Source organism: Pseudomonas sp. FA-1 (genome assembly GCF_056856075.1).
The window spans coordinates 305,322-328,162 of the sequence record NZ_JBWXTH010000004.1 but is presented as its reverse complement, the minus strand read 5'-3'; the positions used below and the strand labels follow the sequence as shown (position 1 = coordinate 328,162).

Annotated in this window: 18 protein-coding genes; 7 read left to right on the top strand and 11 right to left on the bottom strand. The window is 63.1% G+C overall.

From position 1 onward, the window contains the following. Positions 1-5: 5 nt before the first annotated feature. The 7 genes from AC1MHZ_RS10265 to AC1MHZ_RS10235 are packed head-to-tail and all read right to left on the bottom strand — an operon-like array spanning position 6 to position 10,117. Positions 6-1,451 carry an alginate O-acetyltransferase gene (locus AC1MHZ_RS10265; RefSeq protein WP_084857164.1) on the bottom strand — a complete coding sequence of 482 codons (1,446 nt, stop codon included), beginning with the start codon at positions 1,449-1,451 and terminating at the stop codon, positions 6-8. Between the two features lie 13 nt (positions 1,452-1,464). Beyond that, the gene (gene algG, locus AC1MHZ_RS10260) at positions 1,465-3,027 is read right to left on the bottom strand and encodes a mannuronan 5-epimerase AlgG (protein WP_084857166.1); all 1,563 of its coding nucleotides are present in this window, start codon (positions 3,025-3,027) and stop codon (positions 1,465-1,467) included. A 19-nt stretch (positions 3,028-3,046) separates the two neighbouring features. Beyond that, a complete protein-coding gene (locus AC1MHZ_RS10255; protein ID WP_084857168.1) occupies positions 3,047-4,525 on the bottom strand; it encodes an alginate export family protein in 1,479 nt (492 codons plus the stop codon). Next, positions 4,522-6,045, bottom strand: a complete 1,524-nt coding sequence (gene algK, locus AC1MHZ_RS10250) for an alginate biosynthesis TPR repeat lipoprotein AlgK (RefSeq protein ID WP_482966314.1) — start codon at positions 6,043-6,045, stop codon at positions 4,522-4,524. Before algK ends, AC1MHZ_RS10255 begins: the two co-directional genes overlap by 4 nt. A gap of 13 nt (positions 6,046-6,058) precedes the next feature. Next, entirely contained in the window at positions 6,059-7,222 is a 1,164-nt protein-coding gene (locus tag AC1MHZ_RS10245) for an alginate biosynthesis protein Alg44 (RefSeq protein WP_084857172.1), read from the bottom strand. A gap of 37 nt (positions 7,223-7,259) precedes the next feature. Then, positions 7,260-8,741, bottom strand: coding sequence for a mannuronan synthase (gene alg8, locus AC1MHZ_RS10240; RefSeq protein WP_216356236.1), 1,482 nt, complete (start codon positions 8,739-8,741; stop codon positions 7,260-7,262). A 59-nt stretch (positions 8,742-8,800) separates the two neighbouring features. Continuing rightward, positions 8,801-10,117 carry a nucleotide sugar dehydrogenase gene (locus AC1MHZ_RS10235; RefSeq protein WP_084857183.1) on the bottom strand — a complete coding sequence of 439 codons (1,317 nt, stop codon included), beginning with the start codon at positions 10,115-10,117 and terminating at the stop codon, positions 8,801-8,803. A gap of 851 nt (positions 10,118-10,968) precedes the next feature. On the opposite strand from AC1MHZ_RS10235, the gene AC1MHZ_RS10230 reads away from it, so the two are divergent. Continuing rightward, a complete protein-coding gene (locus AC1MHZ_RS10230; protein WP_482966313.1) occupies positions 10,969-13,818 on the top strand; it encodes an RHS repeat-associated core domain-containing protein in 2,850 nt (949 codons plus the stop codon). Positions 13,819-13,869: 51 nt separating this feature from the next. Here AC1MHZ_RS10230 and yaaA read toward each other — a convergent pair whose 3' ends face one another. Continuing rightward, on the bottom strand, positions 13,870-14,649 hold the full coding sequence (yaaA, locus tag AC1MHZ_RS10225; RefSeq protein ID WP_084857188.1) for a peroxide stress protein YaaA: 780 nt from the start codon (positions 14,647-14,649) through the stop codon (positions 13,870-13,872). Positions 14,650-14,786: 137 nt separating this feature from the next. On the opposite strand from yaaA, the gene AC1MHZ_RS10220 reads away from it, so the two are divergent. The 6 genes from AC1MHZ_RS10220 (at position 14,787) to AC1MHZ_RS10195 (ending at position 19,902) form a co-directional block, all read left to right on the top strand. Further along, positions 14,787-15,914, top strand: a complete 1,128-nt coding sequence (locus AC1MHZ_RS10220) for a polysaccharide deacetylase family protein (protein ID WP_324816695.1) — start codon at positions 14,787-14,789, stop codon at positions 15,912-15,914. 321 nt (positions 15,915-16,235) lie between these two features. After that, entirely contained in the window at positions 16,236-17,630 is a 1,395-nt protein-coding gene (locus AC1MHZ_RS10215) for a PhoH family protein (RefSeq protein ID WP_084857192.1), read from the top strand. 145 nt (positions 17,631-17,775) lie between these two features. After that, positions 17,776-18,246, top strand: a complete 471-nt coding sequence (gene moaC, locus AC1MHZ_RS10210; RefSeq protein WP_084857194.1) for a cyclic pyranopterin monophosphate synthase MoaC — start codon at positions 17,776-17,778, stop codon at positions 18,244-18,246. Further along, positions 18,246-18,491: a MoaD/ThiS family protein gene (locus tag AC1MHZ_RS10205; protein ID WP_368829392.1), complete on the top strand. Its 246-nt coding sequence runs from the start codon at positions 18,246-18,248 to the stop codon at positions 18,489-18,491. The genes moaC and AC1MHZ_RS10205 overlap by 1 nt, the downstream gene beginning before the upstream one ends. A 2-nt stretch (positions 18,492-18,493) precedes the next feature. Beyond that, positions 18,494-18,940 carry a molybdopterin synthase catalytic subunit MoaE gene (moaE, locus tag AC1MHZ_RS10200; RefSeq protein WP_084857199.1) on the top strand — a complete coding sequence of 149 codons (447 nt, stop codon included), beginning with the start codon at positions 18,494-18,496 and terminating at the stop codon, positions 18,938-18,940. A gap of 185 nt (positions 18,941-19,125) precedes the next feature. Next, complete coding sequence (locus AC1MHZ_RS10195) at positions 19,126-19,902, top strand: ABC transporter substrate-binding protein (protein ID WP_084857201.1); 777 nt, start codon at positions 19,126-19,128, stop codon at positions 19,900-19,902. A 115-nt stretch (positions 19,903-20,017) separates the two neighbouring features. On the opposite strand, the gene AC1MHZ_RS10190 is transcribed toward AC1MHZ_RS10195, so the two are convergent. The 3 genes from AC1MHZ_RS10190 to AC1MHZ_RS10180 form a co-directional block, all read right to left on the bottom strand. Then, positions 20,018-20,644 (bottom strand): helix-turn-helix transcriptional regulator, encoded by a 627-nt coding sequence (locus AC1MHZ_RS10190; protein ID WP_084857203.1) that lies wholly within the window; start codon positions 20,642-20,644, stop codon positions 20,018-20,020. A 73-nt stretch (positions 20,645-20,717) separates the two neighbouring features. Next, positions 20,718-21,848 (bottom strand): NAD(P)/FAD-dependent oxidoreductase, encoded by a 1,131-nt coding sequence (locus AC1MHZ_RS10185; protein WP_482966312.1) that lies wholly within the window; start codon positions 21,846-21,848, stop codon positions 20,718-20,720. Between the two features lie 10 nt (positions 21,849-21,858). Continuing rightward, complete coding sequence (locus AC1MHZ_RS10180) at positions 21,859-22,809, bottom strand: ornithine cyclodeaminase family protein (protein WP_482966311.1); 951 nt, start codon at positions 22,807-22,809, stop codon at positions 21,859-21,861. Positions 22,810-22,841 lie beyond the last annotated feature (32 nt).

Genomic DNA, 22,841 nt, shown 5'->3' with positions numbered 1-22,841 from the left:
TCGCCTCACTGGCCAGCCTGCGCGGTGTTCTGCGCATGGCCGGCGAAGTTGTTGCGTTTGCACAGCTTGGCCTCGACCTTCTGGGTACCGTTTTCCGGCCCCTGGACTTCGAGGGCGAGCAGGTTCTGGTCAGCCCAGTCCTCGTCCTCGCGCATCTGGAAGACGAAGCGGCCATCGGTGTCGGAGGTCTCCGGTTTTTCGATCTTGATGTCCTCGTGGCGACCGTTGAGGTACCAGAGGGTGGCCTGCAGCACCTTGACCGAGGGGTCTTCGAACTTGATGTCCATCTGCAGGTTGCGGTTGATCAGGTCCTTGATCACGCCGTTCTTGCCATTGACCATCAGCTCGTTCTTGCCGGGCTTGAGGGTGGCACTGGCGCTCATCTGCGCAGGGCGGCCATCACAGCCGTCGTCGAGCAGCGCGAGGATCTGCCGCCAGATGGTTTCCTGGTCCAGGCGATAGAGTGGGGAGAATTCCCAGATCAGGATCTTGGGTGGGTTCTTGCGGAACTCCTCGCTGCCCAGGTACTGGATCATCGAACCTTCCAGGCCGCCGCCGGGGAAGGCGACGTTGAGCACGTCGGCACCGATGTACTGCTGCAGGAAACCGGAGAAGTTGTAGTTCTTGCCACTGTGGCTGGTGCCGACCAGGGTGATCTGGGCGTTGCCCGAGTCGCCGAACAGATCATCACCACCGCTCGCACCACCCTTGGGCTCGGTGGCGAACTGGTCCATGTACTGCACCGCGTAGCTGGTACCGCACAGCTGGCCGGCAACGTTGTGCAGGGTGCCGGTCTTGCCCATGCGCCCGGACTTGTGGGTCTCGAATTCCTTGCGCGGGATGCCTTCGAAGGCTGGCATGTCATGCACGGTGTCGGCCACGATCTTGGCCGCGCGCTCGGCGCCGTACGGTGTCCAGTGCTGGTCGCCGCGGAAGTAGAAGTCCTTGCCTTGGTCGGCCGCGGCCAGTTGCTCGTTGGTCAACGGCGACAGGTCGGGCACGTTGTAGCCCATCTTGGCGAAGCGTTGGAGCATGGCGCGGTAGTTGCCCAAGGCCTTCTGATAGTCGAAGGCGGCTTTCTCGGCCGGGTTGAGCATGTTGCGGTTCACCAGGCCACGGGTCGGCTGGTACACCAGCACCAGTTCGATGCCGCGTTTCTTGAAGGCATCGTGGACCTGCTGCAGGCGTTTGTAGCCGGCCGGGGTGGTGCTGAACTCGGTGCGCAGGTCTTCGCGGGTACGGAACAGCCAGTCGCCCTGGGCCTGGACCAGGGTGGTGAAGTTCTGCTGGTAGCGGGTCACGTAGCGGCTGGCGTCGTGGGCTTCGGGGCACAGCTGGCAGCAAGGCTCGGCAGTGAAGCTCGGGGCCTGCACGTCGGCGGCGCGCACGCCCTGGCTGATGGCCAGGAGGGCGGCGGACAGGCCGAGCAGTTTCATCAGGTGTGGGGTCATGGTCTGGGCTTCCTTAGTCGATCATTTCGGCCTGGCGTTCGACCGGGTCGATCAGCACAGCCTTCTGCTGGCGCACCAGCAGGTCGAGGATTTCGTCCTGGCGCTCGCCCAGCACGCCGTTGAGGCTGATGCCGTTGGCCTTGCGTGGCGCCAGCATGGAGACCTTGTACAGCTCCACCGACAGCGGCGAGTCGATCGACAGCGGGCCGGAGCCGTTGGCCGCCAGTTCGCCACCGACGACGATCAGCGAGACCTTGGTGTCGAACGGATCGAGGGCGATGTCGCGGTCGGTGTCGGAAAGGTCCTTGATGTGCCCGTACACACCGACCAGGCCGTTGGCCATGGCGACGTTCTCGTACAGGCGGATGTTCACGCTGTTACGCACGCGGATGCCGTGGCGGCGGTTGTTGATCAGCTTGTTGCCCCAGATCAGGTTGTCGCCGCTCTCGTACAACGTGATGCCGTCGGTGTGATTGCGGTAGATCTCGTTGTAGGCGACCAGGTTGTTGACGCTGTTACGGTCCAGGACCACACCGGAGAGCTTGTTGTCGTAGCTCTTGTTGTTAATGATCCAGCTGTCATTGACCTCACGGGAAATGATGATCCCGTGCTTCTTCTTGGTGCCGTACACGGTATTGCCGGCGATGATCAGGCGGTGCGAGCGGTCGTGGGGGTCGATGCCATAGACGATGTTGTCGCGGTAGGTGTTGTCCTTGACCACGAAGTCCTGGGTCTCGTAGCAGTAGAAGCCGTACCACATGTCGCTGAATTCCGAGCCGATGATCCAGCCGGTGGGTTCCGGGCGGCCCATGCGCTTGGCCATGTTCGGCGTGTACTGGGAGATACTCACCCCGTACGACTTACTCTTGGCGTAGCCGAAGCTGGCCATCTTGGTGTTGACGATGTAGGTCTCGGTGCCGCCCCAGGACAGCAGGAACGGGCGGAACTCGTCCGGCTTGCGGAAGGTGGCCGGGCCGTTGGCCTGCTCGCGCCAGCCGGTGACCTTGGTGTCGGTGACGAACAGTTTGCCGTCGTTGACGATGAACGAACCGCCCTCCTGGGACAGGCGCAGCTCCTTGACCTTGTCGTTGATTTCCAGCACGCCGTTGCGGCCGACCACGATCGGCAGACGCGCCAGGTACACCCCCGGTTCGGTCTCGCGCAGGTACTGCTTGGGCACCTGCTTGCTCAGTTGTACCAGGTCGACATGCCCGTCATCGACGAAGATCGCCTGGGGAATGCCGTGCTGGCGTCGAACCCATTCGGCGCCCTTGTTGTCGCCGCCGATGAATTCCTTGAGCGACTCCTCCTGGAGCATGCGGCGCACGCTGACCTTGCCCTTGCGGCTGCGATCGAGCTTCTTTTGCACCGCCTCAGCGGTATAGCCGGTGAGGTCGGGCAGCTTGGGCGGGTCCATGTGCAGCGGTTCGACCGGTGCGCTGGAGACCGTGTAGGTCTTGACCTGCTGCAACTCCTTGACCACCGGCTTGGCCGGCTCGGCCAGGGCCAGGCCGCTGCTGGCGAGCAGCAGGGCGCTGGCCAGCAGGCCGTGGCGGAAATTCGGGTGAAGGTTCATGAGTGTCCTCTCCCGGGCCTCAGTAGCGCCAGATCACGTCGACGAAGGCGCGGTGCATGTAGGAGTCGGTCTCGCTGCCGTAGGCGTCGCCCGGCTTGAACACGCCGGCACGCAGGCGCACCAGGGCCGACGGCTCGTCGATCGACTGGCTCAGCGAAGCTGGCAGCAGGCCCTGCTTGAAGTACTTGGTGACCACCACGTCCATCTCCTGGCCCAGGTCCTTCTCGCCGTTGATCAGCGGACGGTTCACGCCGTTGTCCTCGACCACGGCGTTGATGCCGCTGGAACCGATGTTCTGCTGGTCATCGACGCGCCAGAACTTGTGGTAGATGAAGCTTGCGTCATAGTCGTCGCGCAGCTGCCAGGAGGCGAACAGGGTGGCTGCCTGCAGGTTGCCCAGCTCGCCACGGAAGGCTTCGCCGAAGCGGTGTACGCGCGAGCGGGTGCCGGTGTAGTTGGAGCGGTTGCTCTCGAGGCCGGTCTGCTCGTAGTTGCTCGAGCCGTCGCTGCCGCCACCGCCGCTGCCGCGGGCGTAGGCTGCACCGACCTGCCAGTTGGGGTTCAGGCGCAGGCGCACGCCCAGGTCGGTGGCCCAGGCATTGACGTCACCGCTCTGCTTGCCGGTGGCGACCTGCTCGTTGCCCACGGTCTGGCTGCTGAGGGTGTCGCGATCGCCGGTCAGCCAGGTGACGCTGCCCCAGTAGTTGACGGTGTGGTCGTTGCGCCAGTTGTAGGCGTCGCTGTTGGCTTCCAGGCCCAGCCAGGTGAGATCGCCGGTGCGGGTCTTGTCCAGCGCATCGACGGTTTCGCCCGGGTCTTTCAGGCTGCCGCTGTCGTGGGTGTGGTGGGCACGCACGCCAACCCAGTGCCCCGGCGTCCATTGGGTGGCGACGTTACCGTAGACGTGGGTGCGGTCCTTGTCCTCGGGGGCGAGCTCGGTGAGGTCGGTGCGGTATTCGCTGAAGCGCTGGGCTACGCCCAGGTCAGCCTTGAGCAGGGTGGTGTCGAAGGTCCAGTTCAGCGCCTCGATGTTGGTGTCGCGCCACATGCCGTCGTCGCTGCGCAGGCGCTGGCGACCGAAGCGCAGCTGCTCGCCCGGGTACGGGGTGAAGCCGCTGTAGCCGACCCAGAATTCGCGCATCGCCAGGTAGCTCTTGTCGGGCTTGCGGCCATCGTCGGCGTTGTCCACTGTGCTGCCGTCGTCGGACTGGCGCAGGGTGTCGGTCTCGATGATGTCGGTGGCGGCCACCGCCTGGCCCATGGCGAAGGCGCTCCAGTTGCCACGCTCGCCGTACACCCAGGGGCGCAGGTCAAGGCCAAGGCCGTTGACGTCGCCGCCGGAGCGGGTGCCCAGGTCGCGGTCGTCCTCGGACTGGCCGGTGATCTTGATGTCCAGGCCGAAGTTCTTGTCGGCTGTCATTTCCGCCAGGGTCGGGCAGGACCACAGCAGGGCGAAGCTCAGGCCAATGCCGGCTTTCACGAATGGATTGAGCGTCATAGCGAGTCCTCACCGTCTACTTCTTTTTCTTCGTCTTGCAGGGCTTCCTGGGCCAGGGTGCTGTTGCCGACCTGGGCCATGCTGCCGCGCGCCTGCTTTTCCTGATCCAGCAGTTGCTGGGCCTGGTTGCGTTGCTCGGGGGTCAATTGCTGGTCGAGCTTTTGCAGCAGCTCGGCCGACTGGGGCGTCGGGTTGGCCTGGGCCAGTTGGGCGAATACCCACGCGTTGGTCGGCGCCGGGCGGATGCCACGGCCTTCGCTGAACAGCTGGGCCAGGGCGTAGTCAGCGCTCAGCTGGCCGCCACGGGCAGCGCTGAGCAGGTGATCGACGGCCTTCTGCGGCTCGACGTGGCCCAGGTAGCCGCGGCGGTACAGCTGGCCGAGGTAGTAGTGGGCGCTGATCTCGCCGGCATCGGCGGCGGCCTGCAGGTGCTGCTCGGCCTTCTTGGCATCGGCCGGCAGGGCCTTGCCTTCGTAGTAGAGGCGGCCCAGCAGCAGTTCGGCGCGAGGCTGTTCGGCCTTGCGGCCTTTGTCGATGTAGGCCAGCAGTTGATCGGTGTCGCCGAGCTCGGGGAAGTCGTACACCAGCTGCGCCAGGCTCACCCAGGAGGCTGGGTTGACCGGGGCCACGTGTTCGAGCAGTTCCTTGGCGGTCTTCTCGTCGGTCTGGCCCAGGCTGCGGTCGGCCAGGACGCGGGCGACGCTGTCGACCCGGGTGGCCGGTACCGCGCCGCTGTCGTAGGCGGCCTTGAGCTGCTGGATCAGCGCGGCCTGCTGGTCGGGCTGGGCACGCTTCTGATAGACGGTGGCCAGTTCCACGTAGCAGATGTCGGTGGTGCTCAGCGCGGCCTTGCAGATCTTCTCCACATCGCCCAGATGCTGGTCGTAGGTGCCCTGGGTGCGATAGAGCAGCACCTGGGCCAGGCCCGCCTCGGGGTTGCCGGCGTCGCGCCACTGGTCGATCTGCTGTTGGGCGTTGACGTTGGGGAAGCTCTGCGGATACTGCAGGTAGAGCATCGCCAGGGGGATCAGTGTGTTGCTCTCACCTTGTTGTGCCGCGAGCTTGAGCAGGGTCTCGGCCTCCTGGCGCTCGGCCTGGGTGGCGTCGGGCTTGGCCACCAGCAGGCGGCCGAGGCGGGCCTGGGCACGCGGCGAAGTGGCCGCAGCGGCGCGGTAGGTGGCCTCGGCCTGCTTGAGCTGGGCCGGGTCGCGGGTGGCGACCTGGATATCGGCCAGGCCGACCTGGGCATCGCTGTAGCCCAGGTCGGCCAGGGCCTTGTAGTTGCGCTCGGCCAGGGCGGTATCGCCGCGCTTCATGGCCTCGTTGGCCAGGCGCTGGTCGGGCAGGCCGGCACAGCCGGCCAGGGCGACGGCCAGGGCCAGGCCACAGAGCCCCAGGTTTTCCCGGGCCCAGTGAGAGCTGGCTTGCCAGCGATTGGCCAATGCCGCGGCTGGGCGTGCGCTGCGCGCTCGATCGCCGGTAAGCCGGCTCCCACAGGGGGGGCGAAGTCCGCTAGTCATCGTTCGCTCCCTCTTACAGCCCGCGAGCCACGGCCTTGTCGATCAGCCAGTCCAACGACGGGCCACGGTCGGCATTGACGGAGGCAGGGCGGCCAGCCAGTTCGGCAGGCAGGGCGCCGTCGGGCTTGATCTGCACGCGGATGTCCGAAGCCAGATCTTCACTGTTGAGGTTGGCGCTGCTGACGATCTGGCCGGTACGTACGTCGTCTTCGCCGGCGATCTGGAACTGCACGCGGGTGCCGGGCTTGACCTGGTCGAACTGGCGGTAGCTGAAGCGTGCCTCGATCATCGGGTTGCTGGTACGTGGCACCAGTTGGAAGATCGGCTGGCCTTTGGCTGCATACTGGCCGTCGTCCACCAACTGGCGCGAGACCACGCAGTCGCAGGGGCTGGTGAGGGTGCCGGACAATTGCTTGCCGAACAGCTCCTCGACCTTGGCCGGCTCGAGCTGCGAGTCATCCAGGTGGCCCTTGAGCATGTCCAGCATGCTGGTGCTGAAGCTCGCCAGCGGCGCGCCCTTGACCACCTGGCCGCCACTTTCCACCAGGCTCTGCACGGTGCCGTCGCGGGGCATGGTGACGTTGGTGGTGGGTACGGCGACCACACCGGCCTCGGCGTGGCTGACGAAGTACATGCCATACAGCGACTTGGCGATGAAGCCGAAGGCGGCCACGCCGACCACGAACACGCCGAGGCTGACGGTGACCGCGCGCAGGCGGCCGAAGGCCGACAGGCCCGAGCCGTTGTCCTTCTGCTTGCGCGCCTTGGTGAAGTTGTCGCGCTGCAGGGTGCTGAGCACGCCGCCCACGTCGATCATCTCGCCGGACAGGAAGGTGGTGATGATGTGACGCAGGGTCGCCACGTCGCGCGGCTCCAGGTTCTGGAACTGCACGCCGGTGCGGCCGGTGCTCTGGTAGGAGCGGACCTGGAACTCGACGTCCATGGACAGGCCCAGGTTGTCGACCGTGAACTGCAGGCGGCCACGCAGCACGTCCCCGACATTCAGCGGTTTGTTGGTATGGAAGGACAGGCCCCCGGCGGAGAGATCGTCCACCTTCACATCGTGCGTCTCGCGATTGCGGTCCAGGTAGCGCAGCTTGGCGGGGATGCGTACCCGTACATGCTGGCGCTGGGCTTCGGACTCATGCACGACATTGGCGTTCACGGCGGTATTCATGGCGATTTCTTTCCTGTTAGTTCCGTTCCGGGGGGGCTCACACGATCATGAACAGCACAGCGACGAAGATGCTGGCCGCCGAGAAGGTCATGGTCCGCGAGGACCAGGTGTTGAACCATTGTTGAAAACTTGCGAGGTCACGCTTGAGCGCAGTCGGTTGGCGGGTCCACGACTGTTTGTCGAGGCGGAAGAACACGTAGATCTTCATGATCGCGCCGACGATCTGGTTGTAATAAAGGATCAGCGGGTAGGCCGGCCCTACGTTGTGGCCCGAGCACAGCAGCATGATGGTGAGGATCAGGCGGGTGATGCCGATCCACAGCAGGTACACCAGCAAGAAGCCCAGGCCGAACTTGAGGCTGGCGATCACCGCCACGGTCAGGCCCAGCAGGCTGGTCCACATGGACACGCGCTGGTCGAACAGGACGATGCTGGTGAACAGCCCCAGGCGCTTGAGGCCCAGGCCCAGTGCGCGGGAGTTCTGCCGCAGGTTGTTGCCGTACCAGCGGTACATCAGCTTGCGGCTGGCCTTGAGGAAGCTCTTCTCCGGCGGGTGCTCGACCGTGTTGATCGCCGCGTCCGGCACGTAGAAGGTGTCGTAGCCCAGGCGCATGAGGCTGAACCAGCTGGACTTGTCGTCACCGGTAAGGAACTTGAAGCGGCCCAGGCGCCAGTGGTGCAGCGAGTCGCTTTCCACGTCGGCGATGAACTCGGGGTTGGTCACCACGCTTGCGCGGAACATCGACATGCGCCCGGTCATGGTCAGCACGCGCTTGGACAAGGCCATCGAGCACATGTTGATGTGGCGCTGGGCGAAGCGCAGCTTGTGCCACTCGCTCATGATGTAGCCGCCGCGCACTTCGCAGAATTCGTTGGTGGTCAGGCCACCGACATTGGGGAACAGCTTGAACCAAGGTACGGTCTTGCGGACCACGCCTTCGCCGAGCACGGTGTCGCCGTCGATCACCGCGACCACCGCATGCTCGTCGGGCATCATCCGCGAGATGGCGCGGAAGCCGAAAGCCAGGCCGTCGCGCTTGCCGGTACCGGCGATGCGCACGAAGTCCAGCTTGACGTGGGCGGGCGGGTTGTAGCGGGCCCACAGGCTCTTGACCAGCAGCTCATCGGACATCTCCACCAGCGAGCAGACCACGGTGGTGGGGTAGCCACAATCGATCGCCTCGCGGATCACCGAGCTGTAGACCTGCGCGGTGGTATGGGCGTCGATGCGGAAGCTGGTGACCATCAGGTACACGTGGGACGGGTCGGCCGCCTTGCCCAGCTTGCGCACTTTGCGGCGCAGGTACGGGTAGACGCCGTAGAGGAAGACCATGCCACGGATGAAATGGGTGGCGCCCATGGAATAGCGCCAGATGCCGACAGCGCCGACCAGGAAGATGAAGTGCTTCGACTGCGAGTCGAAGATGTCGCTGGGCAGGGCCAGGGCGATCAGCATGAGCAGGCTCACGTAGAGCAGCCACCCGGCGCACTGCAACAGCACTGTCTGGAGCCTTTGCATGTTCAGCATCCGTCGCGAGAATCAGGGGGAAGGGCAGCGGTTGCCCGCTGCCCGGCCGGTTACCAGCAGATGCCTTCGGTACGGCTGGTGGTGCAGGTCGGCTTGGTCATGAAGCCGACCAGGTCGATCACCTGCTTGCCTTCCGGTGCCTGCTGGGCGAGGGCGCGGAACTTCTCGTCGCGGTTGCCCAGGACGATCACGTCGGCGTTGTCGATGACGTGCTGCAGGTCATCGTTGAGCAGCGAGGACACGTGGGGGATCTTCGACTCGATGTAGTCCTTGTTGGCGCCGTGGACGCGGGCGTACTGGACGTTCTGGTCGTAGATGTTCAGCTCGTAGCCCTTGCCGATCAGGCGCTCGGCCAGTTCCACCAGCGGGCTTTCACGCAGGTCGTCGGTGCCGGCCTTGAACGACAGGCCCAGCAGGGCGACCTTGCGCTTGTCGTGGCTTTCGATGATGTCGAAGGCGTTCTGCACCTGGGACTCGTTGCTGCGCATCAGCGAGTCGAGCAGCGGTGCCTTCACGTCCAGGCTCGAGGCGCGGTAGGTGAGGGCGCGCACGTCCTTGGGCAGGCACGAGCCGCCAAAGGCGAAGCCTGGGCGCATGTAGTACTGGGACAGGTTCAGCACCTTGTCCTGGCAGACCACGTCCATCACGTCGCGGCCATCGACACCCACGGCCTTGGCGATGTTGCCGATCTCGTTGGCGAAGGTGACCTTGGTGGCGTGCCAGACGTTGCAGGTGTACTTGATCATCTCGGCCACTTCGACCGGCTTGCGGATGATTGGCGCATCCAGCTCCTCGTAGATGGCCTGGAGCACGTCGCCGCTGGCTTTGTCCAGCTCACCGATGACGGTCATCGGTGGGCGGTCGTAGTCGGCGATGGCGGTGCTTTCGCGCAGGAACTCAGGGTTGACCGCGACGCCGAAGTCGATGCCGGCCTTCTTGCCGGAGCAGTCTTCGAGGATCGGGATCACCACGTTCTTGACGGTGCCCGGCAGTACGGTACTGCGGACCACGATGGTGTGGCGGCGCTCGGTATCGCGCAGCACGTAACCGATCTCGCGGCACACCGATTCGATGTACTCAAGGCCCAGGTCGCCGTTCTTCTTGCTCGGGGTGCCGACGCAGATCATCGACACGTCACTGGCACGAATGGCTTCGGCGAAGTCGGTGGTGCCACGCAGGCGGCCATTGGCGATGCCTTGCTGCAGGAGCGGTTCCAGACCCGGCTCGACGATGGGCGACTTGCCCTGGTTGATCAGGTCGATCTTGGTCTTGGACACGTCCACACCAATCACTTCATGGCCCCGTGCCGACAGGCAACCTGCACAGACGGCACCCACATAACCCAAACCAAAGATGCTGATACGCATCGTATTCACCTCGTGTGTTTATCACGTCGGTTCCTCCGGGAAGAACCGAACCGGGTTGATTGACCAGCAGTTTTCGGGCGCACGGCTCCCTGGCGAATGGACAGTTCGCCGAACGCAGGCATGAATAAATCCGGAGCGCGCAAAGTTGTGCACTCACTATTGGCAGTCAAAGGCCAGTAATTAAAAGGCGTGCCCTGAAATGCAGCCGTCTTTATTGCAGTGTGCTAGTTCGCATACTGCTGTGCTTGTTCTTTCAATTGGAAAAATCCTATGAAATCAACCACTAGGACGATTAGTAGGGGCGCGTCTCTCCTTCGTGGACAGGGCCCTCGGTCGGTACCGTTGCGCCTGTCGAAGTTATCGGAGCCGGTAGTGGATACCGGCCGGTTGTCATCTGTAAGTCATTTCTCACGTCTGCCGCAGGAAATGCGTTACGGGTCCTATGAGCCATCGTCGGTAGCAGAAGTTCCAAGGTCGGTTTCGCACCGGCGAAAGATTTCTAAATATTTTCTCAATCGAAAATACTTTCAAACTGATAGCACGGTCCGGTTTAACCCCTATATATAAAGGGCCGAATTGGTGCGGGATGGTTATATGCCAGCATGTGAAAAATTTTTTCAAAAAACGTCAAAAAACTACGAACGGTCTTATGGCATTTTGCGATAAGGGCTTGGACGCCAGGATTTTGGCGTCGAGCGAATGACGTGGTGGCGTTTTGAAGCAGGGCCTGTTGTACGCCTCGATCGATGCTCACCCTGGCGGGTGAGGACCTCGGTGTTCTCACAGTTTGGCGGTGTGTTCTTCGTTGCTATCTTCAAGCCTGCAATGAGGCTTAGTGGAATCGCCGTTATATGTTGAATAGCCGTTCGACCGGCTGGGTCGGTCGTCAATCCGATACCTTGCACGCGGGCACCCCTGCTGTGTCGGGCGCGTTCCGCACCTTATCGTTGTTGCGTACTCCCCAGGCTGGGCGGGCACCTGCCCGCGTGCTGGTCAGCCGCACGGTCGTTTGCCCGTTCAGCCGCACCACGCGGCTGTTCGGTGCTCGCGCCTTGAACAATACCGCCACCGGCAATGCCGATGCGGTCACCGTTTCAGGGTTGGCCGGCCAACCGCTGTGCCTGCATACCGCCGATGGCGATGCCGCCTTCACGCTGCCCGACGTGGCAGGCCGGCCCTTGTGGTCGCGCAATGCCCAGGGCACTGTGTCCACGGCTGCCTACGAGGCGGCCAATGCCGGCGGCCGGCCATTGTCGCTGAGCGAAACAGCGCTTGGCGCGCGGGCTGGGCGCGTGCGTGAGCAGTACACGTATGCGCCGTTGGCCGAGGCGAAATGGCAGGCGCTGAACCTGGCCGGGAGCCAGGTGGAACTGCGCAACAATGCCGGCATCAGCCGACCGCTGAGCATTTCGCTGACAGGCCAGTCCCTGGCCGCCGAGCAGCGCTTGCTCAAGGTTGAGATCGAGACGCCGGACTGGGCGACGACCACTGCGGATGACACCGAAGCACCGTTGTCCATCACTGGCACCCACGATGCGACTGGCGCGCCGCTGGCGACGACCAATGCGGCCGGCGTCACCTCGCTCACCGACTATGCCATCAACGGCGCGGTGGCCCAGACGCGCCTGGTGTACATGGAGCAGGGCAGCACCAAGGAAACTGTCACCCTGACGGCCATCCAGTACCGGGCCGACGGCGTGGTGTTGTCGCAAACGGCGGGCAATGGCGTCATCGACCGCTATGAATACGACCCCAAAACCCAGCTTCTGAGCCGGCACCTGACCGAGCGCCCCGAGGGGCACCGCAAAGGGCCACTGGTCATCAGCGACCTGCACTACCGCTATGACCCGGTGGGCAACATCATCAGCCTGGAAGACCAGGGGGCCGACCCCGCATGGCACGCCAACCAACAGGCCACCGGGCTGCGCGAATACACCTACGACACCCTCTATCGCCTCGCCAGCGCCACGGGCCGGGAGCGCACGCCGGTGGCCCGCTACTACGGCGCCGAGGCCTCGTCGGGCAGCGCCTGGGCGCCTTACAGCGAGCACTACACCTACGACGACGGCAACAACCTGACGACGATCCGCCACGTCAGTGTCGCGGGCAACCGGACCCGGAAGCTGCAGGTGTCCGAAGGCAGCAACCGGGCGATGGTGAAGGGCCACAGCCTGACACCGGAGACGGGCTTCCTGGCGGGAGGTCTGCAGAAGCAACTGGCCGACGGCAGGGCGTTGCAGTGGCTGGCCGACAACCAGCTCGGCAAGGTCACCGCCGTCAGCCGTGGTGATGGCGATGACGACAGCGAGCGCTACCACTACGCCGACGGCGGCACCCGCACTCGTAAGGTCCATACAGCGCAGGCCAGTGCAGGTATGCAGACCACGATCACGACCTATGCAGGCGGGTGCGAGGTTCGCCAGCGATGGCTGGCAGGGCAGGATGCGCCGCAGAAGCACATCGTCATCACCGAAGCGGGCGGCGTACGGGTCGTGGAGAATCGGCTCACAGGCACGGTCCATCTGCGCTATCGCTTCACCGATCATTTGACCAGCGTGGGAGGGGAGACAGACGAGTCGGGCACACTCATTTCCCGAGAGGAATACGCGCCCTATGGCGGTACGGTGGGGCGTGACGAGGCCGCCGAGGAAGCCAGTAACCTGACCCAACGGACGATGCGCTATTCAGGCAAGGAGCAGGATGCGACGGGGTTGTATTACTACGGCTGGCGCTATTACCAGCCAAAATTGGGGCGCTGGCTGAGTGCGGATCCCGGGGGGCTGGTGGACAGTATCAATTTGTTCAGGATGTGTAGGAACAACCCACTGTCATTCATTGATGAGCAAGGCCTCGAGCCGGTCATTCCGCCCGTCAGCGTATTCGTGAACGATATATTTACCGGTCTCACGAGCCTGGACAGCGGCTTTTTCCTGTACCGCGAGGGCGATGCCATACCGGGGGATGGTTTGGCCATCGCCATCTGGAATGGCAATATTTATGCAAGCACAGCAAATCGGCATTTGAGTATACGTCCCGCAGAAAAGGGGTTTCCTCATTTTGTCGGCGTTCTGTACCCTGATCAGAAAGTGACCAACGAGACCGGTCATTATAAGACGCCCGGGGGCCATGAAGGTGCCATTCCGCACAACTTCAAATATGAGCAAAAAGACCTCTCCCCGTCCATGCCGCCCATGCCGCCCATGCTGCGTATGACGATGTTGTCGTCGCCGGAAGATTATGTGAACGAAGTCCGTAGGTTTCACGAGATAAAGGACCCTACCGAGCGGGCTCAGAGCGTGCTGGAATTCCTGGGCAAACATGGCCTGCGCGGAAAGGTCGAGGCGCAGGGGCGGGCCTATGAAGAATATATATTCTCACGTTTGCTGAGAGATGCTGGAGAAGACCTTGAGCTCAGCATCGACGAACACCTAACCAATTTGAAGGCTGCATACAGTAAGGCAGGCAGCGAGAGGAATAAGGAAATCGATAAACTTGAAGCGCTTCGGACTCATTATGGTGAGGTTGTAGGAAAGAAAGGTATCTCGCAAGTGCGAGATTTAACTTTGAAAATGCGAGAGGCACAACGAGACGCCAGACCCAAACGTATTGCAGCGGAGGGCAACAGGGCGGAGGTTGCGACTTCGGTCCCTGCCAGACGAAACGGTTTCAAATCGCTTCTTCGCAGTTGTATCGGAAGGTAGGCAATACCCTGACGGAACCAGGGGCGGGTGTTCGATCCGCCCCTGCATATTTCAGTCGGAGGGATGATCCCGCAGGAACACCAAATGATCCGGCTTCGACTGCTCGGCACTGTAGTAATACCCCTGCACATCGAACAGCTTGAGTTGCTCGGGGGTGTCGATCCGTTCCTGGATCACGAAGCGGCTCATCATCCCGCGGGCCTTCTTGGCATAGAAGCTGATGATCTTGTACTGGCCGTTTTTCAGGTCCTTGAAGTCGACATCGACCACCCGCGCCTTCAATGCGCTGCGCTTGACTGCGCTGAAGTACTCATTGCTCGCCAGGTTCAGCAGCACGTCATCGCCTTGGTCGGCCAAGGCCTGGTTCAACCATTCGCTGATACGCGTGCCCCAGAAGGCGTAGAGGTCCTTGCCGCGGGCGTTGGCCAGCTTGGTGCCCATTTCCAGGCGGTAAGGCTGCATCAGGTCCAATGGCCGCAGCAGACCATACAGGCCCGAGAGCATGCGAAGGTGGTCCTGGGCGTAGGTGAAATCGTCTTCGCCGAGGCTTTCGGCATCGAGCCCCGTGTACACGTCACCTTTGAAGGCCAGCAGGGCCTGCTTGGCATTGGCGGGCGTGAAATCCGGCGTCCAGCTGCCGAAGCGGGCGGCGTTGAGGCCGGCGAGCTTGTCGGACAGATGCATCAGTTCAGCGATCTGGGCGGGCGTGAATTCGCGCAGCTGGGTAATCAGCTCCTGGGAGTCGTCCAGGTACTGGGGCAGGGTGAAGCGCTGGGTCACCGGCGGGGTGTCGTAGTCGAGGGTCTTGGCGGGGGAAATCACCGTCAGCATCGGGTCGGCTCCTGGAATCGTCGGCGCCGATTCTACGGGGTTGGCGAGAGCGAGGCCAAACTATAGCGCCGATAGTCGCGGACCATCGACGGACGCCACGTTATAGTGCGCGTGATGATGCTGCGGAGAGTCCGATCGTGCGTATTGCCTTCGTCCTGTTGACGGCCCTGCTGAGCCTGGCTGCCCAGGCCGCCCCGTTACCTGTGGCCAGCCTGGACCGCAGCTCGTGGCCGGAGCAGCTGGACAGCCCGGCGCTGTTCGATGTCGCCTCCCGTGCCGAGATCCTGTCATTCGCCCAAGTGCTGCAGGAAAGCGAGTTGCTTGACGAGCCGGCCCTGGCGGCGCGTTTGCAGCTGCGTCAGGTCAACCTGGCGTCGGTGCGTGCGGTGCGTGCGCGCATGTGGCAGAGGCTGTGGGAAAACTACCAACAGGCCCAGCGAAGCTGTGAACAGGATGCCTCGTTTTGCTACCCCCTGGACTCGATGGCCGAGTTGCGCACCCTGGCTGCCAATTTCGCCGCCGACGTGGGGGAGTTCTATGTGCCATGGATCGAGCCCAGCCGGCAGTTCCATAGTCGTTACCTGGACGAACAGCTGCGCAAGGCGGCTGTGTCGCCCCAGACCAGCAGCGAGATAGACCGCGTTTCCAGTCGCGAGCGCAATGGCGACGAGCTCAACGACCGGATGTTCCTGCTGACCTTCGTCGGTGGCCCTGGCCCGGCAGGCGGCAGTACCGACGTGCTGGCCGACTACCTGCGCCGGCAGAAGCTTGGCGGCCTGTTCTTCGTCATCGGCAACCGCCTGCAACAGCGACGTGACGCTGGTGCGGCCGGCTCGCTCGGCACACTCTATGACGGCCAATGCGTGGGTATCCAGGGCTGGGAATACCGCTCCCATGCCCAGTGGCAGGATTGGCAGGACTCGCTGCGCCGAGCCCAGGCGCGGGTCCAGGCAGACCTGCCGGAGCAGTACGTGCCGCTGTTCCGACCGCCCTATGGGCAGCGCAGGGCCGATGGCGAGGCGTTCATGAGGCGTCAGAAACTGCAAGTATCGTTATGGGACATCGATGCCCAGGATGACAGCGCCTTGAGCGCCCAGGCCTCGGCCCAGCGGGTGCTGACCTTGATGTTGTTGTGGCGCAAGGGCGTGATCCAGCTGCACGACAGCCAACCCAAGGCGCAGCCGGCAGTGGAGTGGTTGTTGCGCAATACGGCGCAGAGCGGCATCGGCTGGGAGGATTGCCTGGAATACGGGCGGCGCGAGTAAGAGGGCCACTGTAGGCACGGTGTATATCGCGCACTGACGCCGTGCTTGATCTTTGACTCTAGACCCGTCCCGGCCTCAAGCCAAGCCCCGAACATCAATCGGAAAAATAAACTTCAACTGAACGTAAAAAGACTTTTTCTGGTCATCATTTATGCGGTATGTAGGAACCAGACAGCCGAATCCTGCAGCACAGGTGGCGTCATCCAGGCCCTCCTTGCCAGGTGCGCTCCCCGCCCGTAACGACGCGGATACGGGGAGAACGGCGGTCACTCTGCGGCGCAGCATTACGCGCCGTGTGGCTTTCACATAAGGTGACCGAGTATGGATGACCAAGGACGCAACCCTTCCTCCACCCAGCCAATCCTGTATGTGCTCGATACCAATGTCCTGATTCACGATCCAAACGCATTGCTCAACTTCGAGGAGCACCATGTCGCCATTCCGATGACGGTGCTGGAGGAACTCGACAAACTCAAGACCGGCAAGCACACCATCGCCGCCGAATGCCGCCAGGCCATCCGCCTGATCGACCAGACCCTCGGTGATGCCTCGCCCAGCGATGTCGAACAGGGCGTGCCGATCCAGCGTGGCAAGGGCGGGCCGAAAGGCTTCCTGTCGATCCTGATGAGCCCGCGCAACGAACCGAACCGGCTGCTGCCGGAAAACCTCAACGACAACATCATCATCAACCAGCTCCTGGAACTGCGCAGCCGGCGTGCCGACCTTGACGTCGTGCTGGTAACCAAGGACATCAACATGCGCCTGAAGGCGCGTGCCTGTGGCATCGCTGCCGAGGACTACAGCACCGACCAACTGGTCGATGACGTGTCCTTGCTGTCCAAGGGCTACCACTCGGTGACGGGTTCGTTCTGGGACCGGGTCAGCAAGGTCGAGACCCGCCAGGAGCGCGGCCGTACCTGGCATCGGGTGCAGCTGACCGACAACCTGCCGGCGGTGCACGTCAACGAGTTCATCATCGATGAACAGGGCTTCGTCGGCTGGATCAAGGGCATCCGTGAAGACGAGCTGCTGTTGCTTGACCTGCACCAGGAGCCTTTGCTGCACCAGGAAGCCTGGGGCCTGAAACCGCGCGACATCCACCAGAGCCTGGCATTGTTCGCACTGCTCGACCCGGATATCCACCTGGTCAACCTCACCGGCGCCGCAGGCTCCGGCAAGACCATCCTGGCACTCGCTGCAGCCATCGAACAGACCATGGTCAGCAAGCGCTACCGGCGCATCATCGCCACGCGCAGCGTGCAGGGGCTGGACCAGGAAATCGGCTTCCTGCCGGGCACCGAGGCCGAGAAGATGGAACCCTGGCTGGGCGCCATCACCGACAACCTCGAAGCCCTGCACATGGATGACGAGAGCACCCACGGCAGCGTGGAATACATCCTCGAGCGGGTACCGCTGCAGTTCAAGTCACTGAACTACATTCGCGGCCGCAGCTTCCAGCAGAGCCTGATCCTGATCGACGAGTGCCAGAACCTTACCCCGCACCAGATGAAAACCATCATCACCCGTGCCGGGGCCGGGTCGAAGGTGGTCTGCCTGGGCAACCTGGCGCAGATCGACACCCCTTATCTGTCGGCCACCAGCTCTGGCCTTACGTACCTCACCGAACGCTTCAAGGACTTCCCCCACGGCGTTCACATCACCCTGCAGGGCGTGCCACGCTCGGTGCTGGCCGAGTACGCCGAGTCGCATCTGTAACCCCACCGCCGGGCGGTTCGCCGCCCGGCCTTTGCCTGTTCATTGTGTGCTCCTATAGGTGCCAAGCGTACTGGCCCGACACATTCCCCTGCTCAAACCTGACCTACAGGTTTACACTCTTTGTTCCCTTCACAGGAGCAGAGCAGTGCTGACTCATCTCGATTCCCAGGGGCGCGCCAACATGGTCGACGTCACTGAAAAAGCCGTGACGGCGCGCGAGGCCGTGGCCGAGGCGCGGGTGCGCATGTTGCCGCAGACCTTGCAGATGATCGTCGATGGCGAACACCCCAAGGGCGACGTGTTCGCCGTGGCGCGCATCGCCGGTATCCAGGCGGCGAAGAAGACCAGCGACCTGATCCCGCTGTGCCATCCCTTGATGCTCACCAGTGTCAAGGTCGAGCTCACCGCCGAAGGCGCTGATGCGGTGCGCATCGTTGCCCGTTGCAAGCTGGCCGGGCAGACCGGTGTGGAAATGGAAGCGCTGACCGCCGCCAGCGTTGCGGCGCTGACGATCTATGACATGTGCAAGGCCGTGGACAAAGGCATGGTGATCGAGCAGGTACGCCTGCTGGAGAAGCTCGGCGGCAAGAGCGGCCATTACCAGGTGGAGGCGTGATGAAGGTCCAGGTGGTGTATTTCGCCCGTTATCGTGAATTGCTGGGGGTCGATGGCGAGCCGCTCGAAGGGGCCTTCGCGACCCTTGACGACGTGCGCCAGGCCTTGGTGGCCAAGGGCGGGCAATACGAGGTGCTGGCCGAGCAGAACCTGATGTGTGCACGCAACCAGGATCTGTGCAAGCTGGCCGAGCCGGTGGAGGAGGGTGACGAAGTGGCGTTCTTCCCGCCGGTCACGGGAGGTTGAGCATGGGCGTTCGAGTACAGGAGCAGGCCTTCGATCCGGGCCTTGAGGTCAATGCGATGCACGCGGCCAACGTCGGTGTGGGCGCGGTGGTGGGGTTTGTCGGCTATGTGCGGGATTTCAACGACGGCCGGGAAGTGGCGGGGATGTTCCTCGAGCATTACCCAGGCATGACCGAGAAAGCGTTGGCCAAGATCGTCGTCGAGGCCGAGCAGCGCTGGCCGCTGCTCAAGGTCGAGGTGCTGCACCGCATCGGTGCGCTGGAGCCGGGTGAACCGATCGTCTTTGTCGGCGTGGCCAGCGCCCACCGTCAGGCGGCGTTTGATGCCTGCAATTTCATCATGGACTACCTCAAGACCCGGGCGCCGTTCTGGAAGAAAGAGAGCACCCAGGATGGGCCGCGTTGGGTCGAAGGCCGACAAAGCGATCAGGACGCCGCCGGCCGCTGGTAAACCTGCCGAGGCACGGGCGGGCCGGATGCGTTCGCCCTCGCCGCACGTTGTAGTGGGTAGTTGAGTTTCTATACAAAAAAGTCCAGTATGGAATCATAAGTACAAAATGATTCCAGGCAGCCTTGCGCCTGTCACTTTTCCTCTGTCTTGCACCACACCTCCAATAACGAGCGAGAGAGATCCCCATGAGAAAGCTCACCCTGATCAGTGGTCTGGCCCTGGGCCTGTTGGCCGGCAGCAACCTGTACGCTGCCGAGAACGTCCTGCGTATCGGTATCGAGGCCGCCTACCCGCCGTTTGCCTCGAAAAACGACAAGGGCGAAATCGTGGGCTTCGACTACGAGATCGGCAATGCCCTGTGCGCGCAGATGAAGGTCAAGTGTGTCTGGCACGAAGTCGAGTTCGACGGGCTGATCCCCTCGTTGAAGGTCAGGAAGATCGATGCGGCCTTGTCGTCGATGACCATCACCAAAGAGCGCAAGCAATCGGTGGACTTCACCCACAAGTACTACTTCACGTCATCGCGTCTGGTGATGAAGAAAGGGGCAGTGGTCGATGACCAATACCAGAGCCTCAAGGGCAAGACCATCGGCGTGCAGCGTGCCACCACCACCGACCGCTATGCCACCGAAGTGCTCGAGCCGATGGGGGTGAAGGTCAACCGCTACAGCAACAACGAGGAGATCTATATGGACCTGGCGTCCGGGCGTGTGGATGCCATTTTTGCCGATACCATTCCCCTGGAGGACTTCCTGTCGATGCCTCGTGGCGCCGACTTTGCCTTCGTAGGGCCGGAGCTGAAGGACCCCAAGTACGTCGGTGAAGGTGCCGGGATCGCAGTGCGCAAAGGCAACACCGAATTGGTGAGCCAGCTCAATAGCGCCATCGATGCCATTCGTGCCAACGGCGAATACCAGAAGATCCAGGCCAAGTACTTCAAATCGGATATCTACGGCGACTGAAACAGTGCGTAGGGGGTAATGCCAGTCAGTTAAGCCTTATCGGCTGCATTTGGGGCCTTAACTGACAGGCATTCGCGTAGGGGCTTAGGCAATCGTCAAGGGACGCCTGAACCGCTCAGGCCTTGAGTTCCTTCAGGTGCTTGTACACCGTCGCCCGTCCCATTCCCAGCACGTTGGCCACGTAGTTGGCCGCGCTCTTGCCCTTGAAGGCGCCCTCGGCATGCAGGGCCAGGACCAGCTCGCGCTTGTGATCGCGGGTCAGCAGGTTGAGGCTCAACTGACGTTGGCGCAGCCAGCCGTTGAGGAAGGTGTTGATGCGTTCCTGCCAGTCGTCGCGAAACAGCGCGTCGGGCTGGGGAATCAATCGGCTGGGCGAAAGGAACAGGTCCAACGCCGCCTTGGCGTTCTCGAACAACGAGATATTCAGGTTGATGCACAGCATTGCCAGGGGCGTGCCTGTGGCATCGCGCAATACGGTGCTCAACGAGCGGATCTTCTGCCCGTCCCAGTTGAGTTTTTCGTAGGGGCCGATGTTGGTTTCATCGGTGCCGTGTTCGAGCATGTCTTCCAGGGCCGCATCGTCGCCAATCTCGCGCTTGGACAGGTTGTTGGCGATGTAATCGATCTTCTGTGTGCGCAGGTCGTGCAGCACCACTTCGGCATGGGGGAAGAACAGAGTGGCGATGGCATCGGCGATGGCCCGGTAGTTGTCCAGGGCCGGGTCAGGGCGAGGGGATGGCATTGAGGCAGGCTCCAGGTTGTGTCAGCGCCCTACGGCCAGGGCGCAGCGAGTGTGCCGCAATCGCGGCGGCGCGTCATCCCGACAGGCGCGCCGGGGACAGCATGGCGGCCGTCAGGCCAAAGCCATGCAGGTGTTCCGGTAGCGCCTCGCCACGCACCAGAGCCGCGCTGGCCTGGCCCATGGCGGGTGAGGTCTGGATGCCGTAGCCGCCCTGGCCCGCGACCCAGAACAGCCCAGGTACCTGCGGGTCGAAGCCGGCGACCAGGTCGCCGTCGGCAACGAAACTGCGCAGCCCGGCCCAGGTGCGGGTAGGGCGGCGGATGCGCAGGGTGGTGGCTTCCTCGATCTGGTAGATACCCAGGGCGATGTCGAGCTCTTCGGGCTGTACATCGTGCGGTTCCACTGGGTCGGCATTGGCGGGAGAGCCAAGGAGCATGCCGGCATCCGGCTTCATGTAGAAGGACTCATCGAGGCTGACCAGCATCGGCCAGTGGCGGCAGTCGACGCCCTCGGGGGCAGCGAAGATGAAGGCAGCGCGGCGCTTGGGTTGCAGGCCGAGGGGGCGAGCGCCGGCCAACATCCCGATGTGGTCCGCCCAGGCGCCCGCGGCGTTGATCAGCACGGGCGCGCTGAAATTGCCGTGGTTGGTATGCACCTGCCACAGCCCTTGGGCGTCACGCTCTACACGTCGTACCTCGCAATCGCTGCGCACCTCGCCCTGCTGCCGGCGAATGCCCCGCAGGTAGCCTTGGTGCAGGGCATCGGTGTCGATGTCGCTGGCGCTCGGGTCGTAGAGGGCGCCATGGACCCTGTCCCAACGCAGCACTGGCAGACGGGCGCAGGCCTGGTCGGCATCGAGCAGCTCGAACTCGGGCACGCAGGCCTTGGCGCTGAGGTACTGGCGTTGCAGTTCGGTGGGGTCGCCGTTGAAGTCCACGGTCATCTCACCGCGCGGGGTGAGCAGTGGGTGCTCGGCGAAGCCACTGGGCGGATGATCGAAGAAGGCGCGGCTGGCGAGGGTCAGGGCACGTACCTGCGGCGTGCCATAGGCGGCAGTGTAGAGCGCCGCCGAACGGCCGGTGGAGTGATAGCCGGGCTGGGATTCGCGCTCGAGCACAAGCACGCGGCCATGGGCCGCGAGCCAGTAGCCGGTGGAGGCACCGGCGATACCCGCGCCCACGATGATGTAGTCGGCAGTCTGCATGCTGTTCTCCTCAGGCTTCGCGCAGCAGCTGGTACAGGGCATTGGCCAGGGCAATGTCCTCCAGGCCCAGTCCGATGGAGCGGAAGAAGGCATGGCGTTGGTAGGCGGGTACGGGGGCCTTGCCACTGAGCAGTTGCGGCAGGTCGCCGACGATCGCGTCTGCCTGCCACCCCAACTGCTCGGCGGCGATGCGCATTTCGCCCGCGCTGGCGGGGGTGGTTACCCGGTAATCGCAGTAGATATCCATCTCGGCCAGGCAGGCTGGCGGGATTTCATGGGCGCGCACGGCATTGGTGCTGATCGAGGTGATCAGCGCAGGTTTGCTCAGCGTGCGTGGGTCGATGACTGGCACGGCCGAGGAGGTGCAGAGCATGATCACGTCGGCATCGTCCAGGGCCTGCTCCAGGTTTTCCATCAGTTGCAGGCGGCTGTCGAGGCCGGCCAGTTGTTCGCGTTGCCCCGCGCTCTGCTGGCGCAGGCTGGGGGAATACAGGCGAATGTCCTGCCAGTCGCGCAGGCCGCGTACGTAGTGCAGGTGAGCGCGGGCGATCGGGCCGCTGCCGATTATCGTCAGGCGACGGGCATGGCCTGGGGCCAGCGCGTCGATGGCCACGGCAGTGGTGGCGGCAGTGCGTGCGGTGGTCAGTTCACCGGCGTCGCAGAGCATCAGAGGTTGACCGTTGTCCATGGACATCAGCAGGGTCCAGGCGGTGACCAGGGGGCCTTGGTCACGGACGATGTAGGGCGAGGTTTTTACCCCATAGACCCCCTCGGTGGCCAACACGCCGCCATAGTTGATGAAGTCGCCCCGGCCAGCCGGAAACTCCACCAGTTGTTGGGGTGGCTGTACCGCCTGGCCGCTGGCCAGGTCTCGGAACAGGTTACGCAGGATGTGCGGGACATCCACCTGGGCGAGCAACTGGCGGGCGTGTTGTTGATCGACGACGAGGGGCGCGGTCATGCGAAGCTCCAGATAAACTATTTTTTCCATTA

What these genes read in the sequence shown, in the direction of transcription:
- AC1MHZ_RS10190 (WP_084857203.1), bottom strand. Translation starts at nt 20,644, where the DNA reads ATGCCATCCCCTCGCCCTGACCCGGCCCTGGACAACTACCGGGCCATC.
- AC1MHZ_RS10265 (WP_084857164.1), bottom strand. Translation starts at nt 1,451, where the DNA reads ATGACCCCACACCTGATGAAACTGCTCGGCCTGTCCGCCGCCCTCCTG.
- algK (WP_482966314.1), bottom strand. Translation starts at nt 6,045, where the DNA reads ATGACTAGCGGACTTCGCCCCCCCTGTGGGAGCCGGCTTACCGGCGAT.
- AC1MHZ_RS10205 (WP_368829392.1), top strand. Translation starts at nt 18,246, where the DNA reads ATGAAGGTCCAGGTGGTGTATTTCGCCCGTTATCGTGAATTGCTGGGG.
- AC1MHZ_RS10230 (WP_482966313.1), top strand. Translation starts at nt 10,969, where the DNA reads ATGTTGAATAGCCGTTCGACCGGCTGGGTCGGTCGTCAATCCGATACC.
- AC1MHZ_RS10195 (WP_084857201.1), top strand. Translation starts at nt 19,126, where the DNA reads ATGAGAAAGCTCACCCTGATCAGTGGTCTGGCCCTGGGCCTGTTGGCC.
- AC1MHZ_RS10255 (WP_084857168.1), bottom strand. Translation starts at nt 4,525, where the DNA reads ATGACGCTCAATCCATTCGTGAAAGCCGGCATTGGCCTGAGCTTCGCC.
- AC1MHZ_RS10185 (WP_482966312.1), bottom strand. Translation starts at nt 21,848, where the DNA reads ATGCAGACTGCCGACTACATCATCGTGGGCGCGGGTATCGCCGGTGCC.
- AC1MHZ_RS10245 (WP_084857172.1), bottom strand. Translation starts at nt 7,222, where the DNA reads ATGAATACCGCCGTGAACGCCAATGTCGTGCATGAGTCCGAAGCCCAG.
- algG (WP_084857166.1), bottom strand. Translation starts at nt 3,027, where the DNA reads ATGAACCTTCACCCGAATTTCCGCCACGGCCTGCTGGCCAGCGCCCTG.
- AC1MHZ_RS10180 (WP_482966311.1), bottom strand. Translation starts at nt 22,809, where the DNA reads ATGACCGCGCCCCTCGTCGTCGATCAACAACACGCCCGCCAGTTGCTC.
- alg8 (WP_216356236.1), bottom strand. Translation starts at nt 8,741, where the DNA reads ATGCAAAGGCTCCAGACAGTGCTGTTGCAGTGCGCCGGGTGGCTGCTC.
- AC1MHZ_RS10235 (WP_084857183.1), bottom strand. Translation starts at nt 10,117, where the DNA reads ATGCGTATCAGCATCTTTGGTTTGGGTTATGTGGGTGCCGTCTGTGCA.
- AC1MHZ_RS10215 (WP_084857192.1), top strand. Translation starts at nt 16,236, where the DNA reads ATGGATGACCAAGGACGCAACCCTTCCTCCACCCAGCCAATCCTGTAT.
- yaaA (WP_084857188.1), bottom strand. Translation starts at nt 14,649, where the DNA reads ATGCTGACGGTGATTTCCCCCGCCAAGACCCTCGACTACGACACCCCG.
- moaE (WP_084857199.1), top strand. Translation starts at nt 18,494, where the DNA reads ATGGGCGTTCGAGTACAGGAGCAGGCCTTCGATCCGGGCCTTGAGGTC.